The organism is Marivirga arenosa, from assembly GCF_030503895.2.
In the GTDB taxonomy this organism is placed as follows: Bacteria; Bacteroidota; Bacteroidia; order Cytophagales; family Cyclobacteriaceae; genus Marivirga; species Marivirga arenosa.
On sequence record NZ_CP129970.2, the window covers coordinates 2,179,590 to 2,193,976 of the forward strand.

At 36.8% G+C, this 14,387-nt stretch carries 9 protein-coding genes; 7 read left to right on the forward strand and 2 right to left on the reverse strand.

Annotation, left to right across the window (positions count from 1 at the left end):
* The first annotated feature begins 2 nt into the window (after window positions 1-2).
* The 7 genes from QYS48_RS09585 (at window position 3) to QYS48_RS09615 (ending at window position 10,098) form a co-directional block, all read left to right on the forward strand.
* On the forward strand, window positions 3-1,508 hold the full coding sequence (locus QYS48_RS09585; RefSeq protein ID WP_308355715.1) for a PorP/SprF family type IX secretion system membrane protein: 1,506 nt from the start codon (window positions 3-5) through the stop codon (window positions 1,506-1,508).
* Window positions 1,492-3,216 (forward strand): hypothetical protein, encoded by a 1,725-nt coding sequence (locus QYS48_RS09590; RefSeq protein WP_308355716.1) that lies wholly within the window; start codon window positions 1,492-1,494, stop codon window positions 3,214-3,216. Before QYS48_RS09585 ends, QYS48_RS09590 begins: the two co-directional genes overlap by 17 nt.
* A 157-nt stretch (window positions 3,217-3,373) precedes the next feature.
* Window positions 3,374-3,919, forward strand: coding sequence for a transposase (locus QYS48_RS09595; RefSeq protein ID WP_308355717.1), 546 nt, complete (start codon window positions 3,374-3,376; stop codon window positions 3,917-3,919).
* A gap of 423 nt (window positions 3,920-4,342) precedes the next feature.
* Entirely contained in the window at window positions 4,343-8,287 is a 3,945-nt protein-coding gene (locus QYS48_RS09600) for a fibronectin type III domain-containing protein (protein WP_308355718.1), read from the forward strand.
* Window positions 8,284-8,709 carry a hypothetical protein gene (locus QYS48_RS09605; protein ID WP_308355719.1) on the forward strand — a complete coding sequence of 142 codons (426 nt, stop codon included), beginning with the start codon at window positions 8,284-8,286 and terminating at the stop codon, window positions 8,707-8,709. The genes QYS48_RS09600 and QYS48_RS09605 overlap by 4 nt, the downstream gene beginning before the upstream one ends.
* Before the next feature lie 148 nt (window positions 8,710-8,857).
* Window positions 8,858-9,799, forward strand: a complete 942-nt coding sequence (locus tag QYS48_RS09610; RefSeq protein ID WP_308355720.1) for a hypothetical protein — start codon at window positions 8,858-8,860, stop codon at window positions 9,797-9,799.
* A complete protein-coding gene (locus QYS48_RS09615; RefSeq protein WP_302102148.1) occupies window positions 9,796-10,098 on the forward strand; it encodes a hypothetical protein in 303 nt (100 codons plus the stop codon). The genes QYS48_RS09610 and QYS48_RS09615 overlap by 4 nt, the downstream gene beginning before the upstream one ends.
* 19 nt (window positions 10,099-10,117) lie before the next feature.
* On the opposite strand, the gene QYS48_RS09620 is transcribed toward QYS48_RS09615, so the two are convergent.
* On the reverse strand, window positions 10,118-12,595 hold the full coding sequence (locus QYS48_RS09620) for a DUF2309 domain-containing protein (protein ID WP_308355721.1): 2,478 nt from the start codon (window positions 12,593-12,595) through the stop codon (window positions 10,118-10,120).
* A gap of 46 nt (window positions 12,596-12,641) precedes the next feature.
* Window positions 12,642-14,303: a proton-conducting transporter membrane subunit gene (locus QYS48_RS09625; RefSeq protein ID WP_308355722.1), complete on the reverse strand. Its 1,662-nt coding sequence runs from the start codon at window positions 14,301-14,303 to the stop codon at window positions 12,642-12,644.
* Window positions 14,304-14,387: the final 84 nt, after the last annotated feature.

The window sequence follows — 14,387 nt, forward strand, 5'->3', positions numbered from 1 at the left end:
ACATGAGAAATTATTACAAAAATCCCCTGATTAAGAAATTATCTAATTCAAGCAAATTAAGCTTAGTGTTCATTATTGGCTTATTTCTTTTAGGTACAAACAATATTTTAGCACAGAACACCCAATTTTCAAATTATGGCAATGGAGAAATTGCCTTAAATCCTGCTGTATCAGCTTCGCAAAATCTAATTGGAGCTAATGCCATTTATAGAATTCAACGCTATAATAATGGGATGAGCATTAATAGTACACAATTACAATTTCAATATGCACTTTTAAATCAATCGAAAGCTAAGAGATGGGGTGGATTTAGTTTACTAGCTCAAAATGAAAAAGTTGCCGAAGGATTACCCTATAGTTTTTATAGCATAAAACCTGCTTTTGCTTATAATCTTGAAATTTTACCAAATAATTTCTTGAGCTTAGGAGCAGAATTGGGAGTAAATCAATCGGGATTCAATTCAGCTAGTTTTACAACAGGAAGCCAATGGATGAATAATCAGGGCTTTGATGAAACCGCTTCATTAGGAGAAGAATTTCAAACCCAACAACAAACCTATTTTTCGATAGGCACTGGCTTATTTTGGTATGATCAGGATGAGGCAGGAATCAGAAGGAATTATTTTGGTATTTCAGCCTTCAATCTTAATCAACCTAATAGAACCTTTATAGAAGGTGATGATGTAGTGCCTATGCGTTTAAGTGCTTTCGGAGGGTTTCAGTTTTTTAAACTGAATCATCACAATTTCTATATCGAAGGCTTGGCACATAGAAGTATGGAGGATGTTTTCTGGGGTCTAGGGCCAAGGTGGAGCTACCAATTTGAAGACAAAAGTTCATTTGATCCTTTTACGGCTGGTAGCTTAGATGTATTTGCAAGATATTTTGAGGGCGATAGAATAAGTTTAGGAACTCAAATTCAACAACAAAATTTTTCAGTAGGCTTTGCAGTTGATCTTCATCTTGAAAATGAAGCACAAATGGCATCAACAGAATTTTCAGTGAGCATATTTAAGAGATTAAACTTTGTTAAGGATGAGCCAGAGGTTACTGATGAGTTTGAACTCGGAACAACTAGGAAATTTGAAGAAGATAATTTCCAGGACCAACCAGTTAAAGTGATTGAAAAGGAGTATAAGACATCTGTTAGCAGAGACTTCTCATTTGAATTAAGAAAGAATTTCAATTATGGATTTAATGAAACCACGCTTAATAAAGAGGCTAAATCATATTTAGATGATATAGCAGTAATGTTAGAAGCTAATCCGGCACTGAAATTGAAAATTACAGGGCATACGGATAATATAGGAACGGAAGAGGCTAATCAGGAGATTTCAGAAAAAAGAGCAAAGGGTGTTAGAGATTATTTAGAAAGTATTGGCATAGAGGCAGTACGTTTAAGTTATGATGGAAAGGGTGCAACTGAGCCTTTAGTAGAGAATAATAACGAAGCCAACAGAGCTAAAAACAGAAGGGTAGAATTCTTAATATATGCTACTAAAGAATAAGTACCATATCACGATATTAATACTCGCTATTTCTGTTTTTCAATTGAAGTCGCAGGATCTTTCCCAAATAGGAAAAGGAGAGGCTATCAAAGTAAATGGTGGCGTTTCTGTTTCCCAACTTTTCAATACTTCCTTTGGCGGTGAACAAAGAAGAGATCCCTACAATTATTTTTTGAATGGGAACTTGAACTTCTCCATTTACGGTCTGAGTATTCCTTTGACTTTCAACTTTTCAAATCAGCAGTTTGGCTTCCAGCAGCCCTTTAATCAATACGGATTAAGCCCAACGTATAAGTGGATTACGCTTCATGCTGGCTACACCAGTATGAGCTTTAGTCCTTATACCTTAAGTGGACATTTGTTTTTGGGTGGAGGGGTAGAACTTAGACCTGATGGACCATGGAGTGTGAGTGCTATGGCCGGTCGTTTACAAAAAGCGATTCCTGTTGATACCGCAGCAGGAAATGAACCTATGTACAAACGTTTTGGATATGGAACTAATGTAGGGTATCAAGGAGAAGGCTATCAGCTAAATTTGATTTTATTTAAATCTGAAGATGATCCTAATTCCTTGGAGTTTATCCCTGAAGATTCGGAAGTATTGCCCGAGGAAAACATGGTAATTGGTTTAAATGGGAGTACGACTTTATTTAGCAGACTTGCTTTATCTTTTGAATATGCTCAGTCTGCGCTCAGTAGAAATGTTCAATCTGAAAGTTCCAATAGGGAAATATTTGCCCCTTTTCCTACAAGTAACGAATTATTTACGCATCGTCTTTCAACTTCCTATTATCACGCCTTTAAGTCCAACCTGAATTATGGAGGAAATGGCTATACGATTGGTTTGGGTTATGAGAGAGTAGATCCGGAGTACAAAACCCATGGGGCTTATTATTTTAATAGTGATTTAGAAAACTATACCGTAAATGGTGCAACTCAATTATTTAAAGGAAAGCTCAGCATAAGTACTAATCTAGGGGTTCAAAGAGATAATCTAGAAGATCAAAAAGTGAATCAGATGATGCGATGGGTAGGGGCAGTGAATCTAAATTATACGGCATCAGAAAAATTATCGCTAAGTACCAGCTATTCAAATTTTCAGACTTATACGAATATCCGATCACAATTTGAAGATATTAATAATCCTAATCCTTTGGTGCAGCCGACTGACACCTTGAATTTCACTCAGATTTCCCAAAACCTGAATTTCAATGCAAATTATCTTCTAAAAGCAACAGAAGAAAAAACAGCTTCTTTAACTGCAAATTTATCGGCTCAACAAACTACAGATGAACAAGGTGGGGAAGGGCAGAATGTGGGCTCAATGTTTTATAATGGGAATTTTGGATATGTAAACCAATGGAAGCCTTTGGAACTTAATCTTTCTGCATCTATGAATGTCAGTTTGCAAGAGTCGCTCGAAATGCAAAATATCACCCTTGGGCCAGTTTTGTCAGCCAGTAAATCATTGATGGAAAAGCAATTAAGATTGAGTATTTCCACCGCATTTAACAACAGTTACAGTAATAGTAATTTACAAAACACCATTTTCAATGCACGACTTAGTGCTACTTACAGTTTGAAAGAAAGGCACAATTTTAGTTTTACTAATGCCTTTATCAATAGAAAATCAGTTGGTAATGATTTAAATAATAATTCAGTAAGTGCTGAATATAATGGGACATTGACTTATAGTTATCAGTTTTGAATCGAGTACGAGCTGGGAAGCTCGCACCAGCGTTTCAGGGGAGTGTGGTTAATAGTACAAGCTAAGAAGCCCGTACCAGCGTTTCAGGGCTGGCTTGAATTACAGTGCTAGCGCGAGCTTCTTAGCTCGTGCTTGAAATAAAAAATAGTGTTAAAAAATGAGTAGGAAATATAAATTCCTTAATAATGAAGGCCTCTACTTTGTCAGTTTTGCAACTGTCAATTGGATTGATGTATTCATTCGGGAAATTTATTTTAATGAGGTTATAAAGAGTTTGAAATTTTGCGTAAAAGAAAAAGGAATGGAGATTTTCGCCTACTGCATCATGACGAATCATCTGCATTTAATATTTAGGGCATTAAATAATAATCCGGGTGAACTATTAAAATCATTTAAACAGTACACCTCGAATAGCTTACAAAAACTGATAGCTGAAAATACTGCTGAAAGTAGAAAAGAATGGATGTTGTGGATGATGGAAAGGGCTGCTGCAAAGAACTCTAACTTTAAGAAGAGACAATTCTGGCAACAGCATAATCATCCTATTGAATTATGGAGTTCAGAAGTAATGGATCAAAAATTAAATTATATACATATGAATCCTGTGAAAGCAGGTTTTGTAGAAGAGGCAAAAGATTGGAGGTACAGTAGTGCAATTGATTATAGTGGAGGTAAGGGTTTATTAGAAATATCTTTTTTGTAGTGGGTACTAGCTAAGAAACTCGCACCAGCGAACAAGAAGCTCGCACCAGAATGAAAATTTTTAAGAATAAAATGAAATTAAATACTAAAACAAATTGACAAGAATATATGAGCCCAATACAGCTTGGATCTAATATCGGCTAGCACGAACTTCTTAGTTAAAACAGGATAGAGCGAGCCTTTTTGCTAATACAGGTTGGCCCGAGCTTTTTAGCTAATACAAGCTGGCGCGATCTTCTTAGCTAATACGAGCTGGCGCGAGCTTCTTAGCTCGTGCCTAATTAAATAAAAAAGAACTAAAGAAAGCAATTATACATTGAGACCAGAACACAACATATTGTTTAAAACGCTTTGGCGGATTTCCTGCTATGGCTTTAAAAACAGCTATACTTGTAGAACATTAGCAATTCTTTCATTCATCTGTTTGTTAAGTTTTTTTGGCGCTACTCAAACTCAGGCCCAAGTATCTGCAAATCCTGTGCAGGTCACTTCCAATTTAGTGCCTCCTTATAGTTTGTATTTATCAGATTATAGTGATGCTTCCTTAAATAAATGGAATATTCAGCTGTTGCTGCGTGATTTTACTCAGACTGATTATCAGGCAAAACTAAGAATTACCATTGAAGGAGCTGGAATTAGATTGAGAACCCGACAGGGCTTCAGTACGGGCGGAATCCGATTAGAACCAGGAATACCCTATCAAGTAGATGCCACCTTACTCAGCCAATATTTAAATCTTAATAATATGGAAGTGAGCGGCATTAACAGAGCGCAGCTGGCTTCTACGCAGAAATTACCTGAAGGCTTCTATCAGTTCAGAATCGAAGTACTCGATTTTCAAAGAGGAAATAGAGTCAGTAATGTAGGCACTTCTATGGCCTGGATAGTTTTGAATGATCCACCTTTATTGAACTTACCTTTTGAGGATAAACTTCGTTTACAAGACCCTCAGCAAATACAATTTCAATGGACACCAAGACATACTGCTTCTCCCAATAGTGCTTTTGAAACTGAATACAAATTAAGAATATGGGAAATATGGCCTGAGGGTAGAAATCCCAATGAAGTAGCCAGAACTACTCAACCGCTAGTTGAAAAAACAGTGATGAACACAAGCTATTTCTATGGCTTGAATGATGTGATGCTCATACCGGGGAGAAGCTACGCATGGCAGGTGCAGGCGGTTAATCTAACGGGTCGCGACCTTTTTAAGAATCAGGGGAAAAGCGAAGTGAAAGCTTTTCAATACGGGGATGCCTGTTTACCAATTACTAATTTGGGAGCAGAAGCTTTGGGAACTGATCGCATTAAAATGAGCTGGGAAGGCGAATGGAATCATATGCGCTATATTGCTCAGATTAGGGAAAAGGGAACTGAAGACTGGTTCAATTATGGTACAAACCTTGAAACTCAAGTCATTTATGATCTAAATGCCAATACAGAATACGAAATGCGGGTGCTGCCAAGCTGTGGAGCTATAGAAGGAGCGATTGAAAACACCATTAGCTTAAGAACACTGGAAGCAGAGGAAGTAGATTTTGAGTGCGGGGCGGATCCAAATCTTCCAACCATAGAAAACCAAGAGGTGATTGCCCAGCTTCAAATAGGAGACCGAATCACTGCTGCAGGCTTTGAGGTAGTGATTACAGAACTGAACCAGATGGGCGATACCTATACTGGGCTGGGATTAATAGAGGTACCTTTATTCAATAGCGCCAGAATAGAAGCTAATCTTCTAAATATCAAAGTTAATACGGATAAGCAGCTTATTGCAGGGGATATAGAAAGTATTTACAACCCTAATGCCTTTATCATAGATTTAGATCAGGATGAACCTGGTTTAGATGAAAGTGGAGAGGGAGACAGCGGAAATGAGGATGAAGAAGATAGCTTTGATGATTTACCAGAACCAGATATTGAGATAGAAGGTGATATTGAAGAGGTAATAGTGGATGAAGACACGGGCACCATAACTGTAATTGATGAGGAAGGAAATGAAACCGAAATAGACCCTGAAACAGCCGATGAAAATGAAGATGGGGATATTGTAATTGAAGATGGAAGTGGGAATACCTATATAGTGGATGATGAAGGGAATGTAAGCGGGCCGCATTCGCCTGATTCAGGTGGTGGGAGTAAAAATTCACCGGAAGAAACAATCGCACAGGAAGAGTTGATAAGTGTTCACTTCGAACCAGATGATCAAATGCAGTATGGTCTGGATTTACCAAGACCAAATTATGGCTATGCGCAGTATCAGGTGCAGGAAGTATTGGAAAACAGCTATTCCATTGGTTGGAAAGCATTGGCAGCAGGCAGAATGGATCGAGTTAGCAGCACATGGGATGGGGCTGAGGAAAATGGTGAAAATATTGGTTATAGAAGCAACACTCTTATGGTAACTAAAACCGATGCTGCTGAAACGGCACGCCACAGCTTAAGCATTACTGGTGGAGCTCATCAAATGGAAGACAGAATAGAAGCTTTCATGTTGGTGGAATCTGAGGATGAAGAAGAACAAGAAGTAGTAACTGGCATTTTAAATACTGTTAGCTACAATGAACTGGTAGAGAAAGTAGTGGTAATTCCAGTAAATGGCGCTGATATCAGCAAGCTTTCCAATCTGCAAATGGAGCTTAATAATATTTACGCACAGGCGGTTACTCGCTGGGAGGTAAGTATGCACAGCGGAGTTCAATATGACTTTGGTGATACTTTCGATAACGGAGTTAGCGGAATGTTATCAAATTATACTTCGCACATGCGTAGAGTAAAAAGAGCGTTCGGTAATGAAAATACCATAGACAATAAAACCTATTACCTCTTTGTAGTACCAGGGCAGACGGAAGAGTCCTCCAAGCAGGCTTTCATGCCACGGAAGAGACAAAGTGGATTTCTATTTGCTGAAAACATGAAAAACCTTTCGGCAGAGCAGTGGGTAAATGTGTTAGCCCATGAATTGGGACACGGAGCTTTCAGGCTGGAACATCACGCAAATGCTTCTGGAAGCACAGACAACTTGATGGATTATTCAGAGGGTTCTTTTTTGCATAAGGCACAGTGGGATCTAATTCAGGACCCAGAAGCTATGGTGGCTCTTTTTCAGGATGATGCGGATGGGGCTTATGATTGCTCTAATTGCCCTGAGTATGAATTAGAAAATGCAGATGAATTAGTTTTTGCCCCTAATTCAATACCACTTGAAATTGACCTAAAAATTGAGGAAGCTTATAAAAATCAGGACGTAGAATTTACTATTGAAGTCATCAATAATGCCATCTCTCGAGAGGTGAAGATTTGGGATATGAGAGTCATCAATTCTACTGATGGTATTATTACTATTATGTGGGATGGAAGTTTTAATGATGGTAGTGAAATTCATCAAAATGATTTACCAGTGAAGTTGAGAATCAAATCCAAATCATCATCAGGTGGATATTTCACCACATTAGTAGATATTCCATTGTCAGAATATAAGTATCCATGGTATGATAGAGAGCCACAGCAATATATTGATCCAAGGCATAGCAATTATTTATCATATGAAGACGGTACTTTTGATTACGAAAAGTTTAAAAATGACACGGGAATTCTTATTGATTTTAGGAGTGCAAAGGCTACAGGTACTGAATCCCAAATTGCCTCAGAAATAGAAAAATTCAAGCAATTCTACCTAATGCATTGGTCGGAATACATGTATTCTAAAGGTATCGAAGAAGTGTCTGAGCTAAGTTCAAGTCAAAAGGAGCAGTTGAGAAGCGATTTTAGAAATTACTGGAAAAATCACACATTTGAGCATGGTGAAGCGAGCCTTGTATATTATGCGATAAGAGATGATCTTTGGCAAGCAGCCCATGAAGAGTTCTTAAGAAAGCTAGATGCCAAGATTGCCTTGAAGGAAGCAATTGAAAACAGAAAGTCTGCTGTAATAAAAGAAGCGTTTATATCAGGAAGTTCTATTGTGATTTCTGTTCTTCTTTTCCCTGGAAGTGGTGGTTCTAGTGCTTGGATAACGGTATCTAGGTTTGCGGCAGGAGCTAGCATATTCGTAACTGCTTCTTCTATTAAAGGGAATTATGATGAATACATTGCATTAGATAATAAAATTTATGACCCTAATAGAGTTTATGACCCTATTGAAGGTTATTTGGTTTCAACTGTGGGTTCAGAGGGTGTCGTGATATATGATCTTTTATCCATTTATTTAGACATTAGAGGTGGGAGTTATGAAAACGCTCAAAAAATTTATAATAGATTAGCTCAAATTGGAACAGTTAACGAATCACAAATAAGGACATTTTTAAGAGCAATTGCACTTGGAAACAGTTCTGTCACAATCAAAAATACAATAATAGATTTAATTCCATGAAAAAAATTAATAGGACACTCTTTAACAAAATATTTTATGTTTGTTTAATAACAACGATTCTTTTTGCTTTTGTTTTTTATGTTAGAGAAATTGAAAATTATTTGCTATTCATAATTTCGTACTTAACTATAATTATCATAACTATAATTTCATATTTAGGTGGTCTCAATGATATAGAATATAATGATATAAAAGTGAGAATTACCCACCCTATTACAGGGAACATAAATGAAATATTTTTAAAAGACCTGAAATCTGTTTATACTGAATTTGTTACAGCAGCAGGAACTCTTATTGTATTTCATCATCTAAATGATTCTAAAAAATCATTTGGGTGCATTGGATGTGATTTAGATGAAATTGCTGAGATGGTAGAGTTTATTAATAAAAAAATTAAGGAGGATGATAAACAAGATGAATAGTGTTTTTTTACCTCAATCTGTTTTAATCACTTTGTAAAATTGTGGTAGCATTGAAGCATCGTGAAGATATTAATTAAGTACTACAGCAATGGGATTAATGTCTTAATCAAAAAATAAAGCCATATGATAAAATGAAATATAAATTAATATGAAATATAAAATCACCTTAATACTACTTTTTACCACCACCCTCACCCAAGCCCAAAACCTCACTCAATCCATTGAGCAACAAATCACTAATGCTAGGCAAAATGAAAGTACTTCAGCTATAGATTGGAGCAACTACGAAAATGAAGCTATGATTTCTGTAATTACACCATTGCAGGCTTATACGCAAGACAGCAGCAGGAGCGTTCGCTTGAAAAGCTATGATTTGCTTTTTCAGATAAGTTTGGCTGTTGATAGTGTCCAGGATAGTACTGCAGATGTCACTGTACAACAAGGCATGGAGTTATTTTTACGGGGCCTTAATGACGAAGATAATGGCATACAAGGCTTTGTGGCGGACAGGCTGAGATCCTTCGAAGCGGAAATGTATACAGAGGATATGAGAAAGCTGTTGATACAAAAGCTTAATCCAAGACCTTTTTATTATGAAGAGCTGGTGCTGACGCTGGCTTATATTAATGAAGACAGCTCAATAGATCTCATTATTGATGATTTACGAACGCAGTCTAATGAGCTTAGCCAGATGGAACGCTGGCAGGCACATATCGCACTTGCACGTTTAGGAGAAGAACCTGCTCTGAATTTCATAGTGCGTAAAGCCAGTGAGTTGCCCGAAAGCGAGGATGCAGTGTATGAAATTTATCCCTCTTTGGCCTTTACCCGCCAGAAAGAAGCAGTGGATGTACTGGTAGAACTCGTTTATAGTGATGAACAAAACTGTTCTTCTCCAGATCCTGACAGCAATCGTAAGATCACCTGTGCTTATCGTATTCTGGAGATGATTGCCCCTATTATTCAGGATTTCCCTGTAGCTGTTGATGAGGCGACTGGTGATTTAGATACCGAAAATTATGAAGAGGCTTTGAAAACTTCCAGAGAATGGCTAAATGCTAATAGATCTGTATATACATTAATCAATTGATTTATGACCTTTCTCTATTATTATTGGCCTATACACGTAATAAAGAGGCATTTGATTTTCTAGTGAAGGAAATTCAAAATGATGCAACAAATTGTAGTGCTGCCAATCCTTCAAGCAATAAGAAAATAAGCTGTGCTTATCGCATCATGGAAGCCGTAGCTCCTGCTATACAAAATTTCCCAATTCCAACAGATGATTTTGGCTCTTTAATGGTGGAAAATTATGAAACTGCTTTAACTGAATTAAGAGCTTGGTTTAATGAAAATTCAAATTATCAGATTATTCAGGATACTTATTAAAATGTCGTTTCTAAAATTTTTAAGCAGCTGCTTTATCGATTTCTTCCCAGTTCAGAGCGCCATTATAACTGTGGGTGATTTTGCCCTCATTCATGGCGAGTAACTTAATCCAGCCGTTATCTACTAAATCTCTAACCGATTCATGTTTTTCCAATATGTTATTGATAGCTAAAATGGGCGCTTCAATTACAACATTAAGTCGAAGCGGTTCATGCTGAAAGTTTTCTCCATCATGAATGGATTGTATAGGTAAACCTACTCTTAAATCACCGCCATAGCCTTCAAAAACACCAACGCCAGCCGTTACATTATGCAAGGTTTTGTTTCCAGAGCCAAAATGTAGGTTATCCACTGTGGAACCATAGTACTGGAGGTTAATCCAACTAGTGACTACCATAGGGGCGGTCATAATTAACTCTAGTATGGAAAAGTTTTTATCCTTTTTCCAGTCATAAGAGTGCAGAAAAGATTTACCTTCTAAGTCAAGACCAGTGGTATGCGTTCGTGGGGCTACTACAAAGGCCGAGCAGCCTGCTAATCCCCATTCAGGACGTAATTGTGCCCAATCCTTACTTCTATAAAAAATTGATTTGTCAGGATCTTTGGAATTATGATCTGCAAATCGAACAGCTCTTTCGATTCGAGTTGCCTCTCCAGCTTTATTTAAGGCATTCTTTACTTCTTTTAATAAGCCAGCCTGTGATTGCGGTACATCATACTCATTAAAAATGCTAACCTCATCTGTGGTAGTATCATGCAAACAAGCTAAAAATGTGGTGTCAAAAGGAATTTGGATCCCCTGTTCATTTAATCCTTCTCGAACTTCCTTATTGTTTAGAACTGCTGCTGCAACTTTAGCATTTGATTCTCCACTGTGCCCACCACATGCGCCACAATCATAACCCGTTGCATGAGGATTATTGACCATACTAGCTCCATGTCCTGTGATAAGAACAAACTTTCCGAAATCCTCCGATAAAGACATAGCCGAAAGTGCATTCTTGGCCATTTCTATTTGATCCTTAACAGGAATGCCAAAATCTTCACCATTTTCAGATTTTGCTACCAAGCTTACTCGCTTATTTTGTATAGAAGATTTTGATAAACCTACTTCATCTGGATGAGGAACAGGTCTTGTGATTCCAAATGAATCGGTAATTAATTTTGGAAGGTAAGATAAACCCATTGGACTTACATAACTAAAACAAGTAACAGCTCCAGATTTGAAATACTTCCACATCTGGTGAATCTGTCTTTTTAGCTTTCTATTTTCTAATGTTTTTTGATGTTGCTCTTTATCCTTTAATTCTTCTTTAATCGTAGGACCGGTTTGTAAAAGAACAGGGCATTGTGCCTCTCCATCCTGATGACCTATAGGCTTATATTTTATTGGGAAAGCAAAGAAACCAGCAAAACCTATGGTTTCTATTTTTGAATTTGCGGCCTCTAAATTTCTTCTAAAGACCTCAGAACGAACATCTATACAAAAAACAGCTTGAGCTAGTGCCCGCTCTTTTTTAGCATTTAGCTTTTCGTGTTTTTCAAATTTGTCGATTAATTTTCTTTGATTAGCAACATCAAAGGCCTCCTGTAAAATCAATTTATCATTGATATGAAGGTCTAGTTCACTTTCTGTATTAATAAGATGGTAGAATTTTAAAGCTTCATTCCAGGCATCCTCCAATTTTGCATTATTAATGCTTTTTTTTAGACATAATTCATAGCTCATTAAAACGGCTAGAAACTCAATTAATACACCATCAGTCCCTCCGTATAATTCATTATCCCAGTCAATTCTGGCTGCATAGGCAGACCAGCCACCAACTGTTAGTAAAACACTGTGTAGATATAGGTCAATTCCTTCTTTGGGAATGTCCAATTCATTAAGTGCATATTCAATTACTTTAACTGGGTTATCGGGAAGGCTTTTAACGTTTTTTCTGAAGTGTTTTAAACCGCTTAATTCAGGACTTTTATCAATTCCAGAATCCAATTTCCATGAGGCGAATACATTTAAATCACGATTGGCGGTATTCCAAGAGGCTTGTCCATTATCAAAATATGTACTAGCCCAGCTGGAAATTCTGTCCACCATAAATCTACTCCAATCTTTATCGGTAATAACAGAAGCTAATTTATTGACAGTGGGAGCAGAAGGGATTTCATATTGATCCTCCTGAAGCCTGTTTAAGAAGCTGGAAGCGGAAATATTTTTATTTTTCTGCTTTAAAACCTGCTCAATATCTTCAAGGCTGATTTCACCTATTTCTAGCTTTTCTTTATAAAAACTGCTTGGGAGCGTCATCTGAATATCACCAGCAATAGCTAATTCTTGAGCAACATTATCAAATGTTCTGTGAGTAAAACCCAAATATGGATTAACCGCCACAAATCTTTCTAGCGGCCATACGGGAGCTATTTTTTTACAAGCAGCTCTAATAACCTCTAATAATTTTACTTGTTCTTTGCTTAACTGATCCGGTGAAAAATTAGCCATGTCTTTCTTTTTAAAACCTATGGTTGTAATTGCTTTTTATCAGAGTTTACGCAAGCCTTTCTTCTTGCTCTTCATTGTTATTTTCTTTTGAGTCAAGAATATATTTCCCGATTTCTGCTTCTTCTAAAACTATTCTTGAATTGGAATCCTCCTTGTGGTAGTGTGCTCTAACTATTCTATCAAAAACTACATTTATATATAATCCATTTCTAATGTGGACCGCCAATGCTTGAAAAGAAGATTTCTGATTTAGAATAGGAGAGAATATCTGTATAAATACCACTAAGCCAAATAAAGTTAACACGGTGGACATCAAGATGACTTCTGATAGAGAGGGTATTGTTAATTCAGGTACATTACCCATTAAAAAGAAATGAAATATTGATTCAAGACTAAAAAATGCAAGAGCAACGACTGCTGATAATACTAAAGCTTGGAACCATAATTTAATGCTCGCATTTGAATCCAGAGCAAAACTAAATAATCGTGATAATCCTAAGACAATAATGCCCCCTATTACGAATAATTGAAATTCATTCTGAATATCTACGCCCCATAAATAGGCAAAGCTTGAATACATAGCAATTGCTAAAAGAATTCCTAAGATGATTTTAAAAGGATTTCCTATTCTTTTTGCACCTGTTACTTTCGCGGCTCTTATTAAATCAATAACTGAACCTGATGATAAAAATGAATGTGCTTTATAAAAAGAGTGTGCAATTAAATGTAGCATTGCTGCAGGATATACCCCTAATCCGCAAACCATCAAACTAAAGCCCATATGTGCGATGCTGGAATACCCAAGTGCAGTTTTGATTGAAGTTTGAGTTAAATACACTACGGATCCGTAAATAGCCGTAAACGCTCCTAGAATAATTAATAGGGTTGAAGCGGTACTTGTTGCTTCCATAATGAATGCTAAACGGATTATCAAAAACGGTCCTGCGTTTAATAATCCTGCGTGCAATAAGGATGAAACGGGAGTAGGGGTTTCCATCACTTCTAATAACCAGCCATGAGTTGGAAACTGAGCTGATTTTAATAAAGCTGCTAATGCTATAAATATTGTTGCAGTTGCCAATAATGGTGATATTCCTTCTCTTACATTTTGGAATATAATTTCTAAGTTTCCTGTACCGAATATTTGATATAATAATACAAAGCCTATTAATAAAGAAATATCTGCTAATCGGGCGACTATTGATTTCTTTTTTGCCGCTATAATTGCCCCAGGTCTCTTTTTATAGAATACTAATAATCTATGTAAGCATAAGCTGGTCAAAATCCATGAAGCTAATAAAACGGCAAGATTACCTGATAAAACTAAAAATTGTACAGATACTATGGTTGCAGCTAATCTTCCTAAAAATGTGCCTTGTCTGTGGTCACCATCAAGGTAGTTTAAGCTGTATCGCATGATCACAAAGCTCAAGATGGCAATCATGCTGAACATTAACATACTTACAGTATCCAAGCGTAAGCTTAACCCTAAACCATAAATGGAAAAGGTGCTGATTTCTATTAAGTCTTGTTGATAAACCGCATAAGCAAGAATTAAAGAACTTAAGATGCCAAAAAAAGATGAGATCATCCCTAGTTTTTTTACTGCTGTAGGTCTTAAACCCGCTTGGTACCAGGAAGTGAGTGCTGTTATTACAAAAAGTGAGGGAGATAAATACGCGAGAAATGCGATTAACTGTTGATTCATATCCTTTGTTTTTATGCTAATCAGAAATCTTTTATTCTAATAAAACATATGCCTAGTTAACAAAGGTGACCAAAAAAATGATAA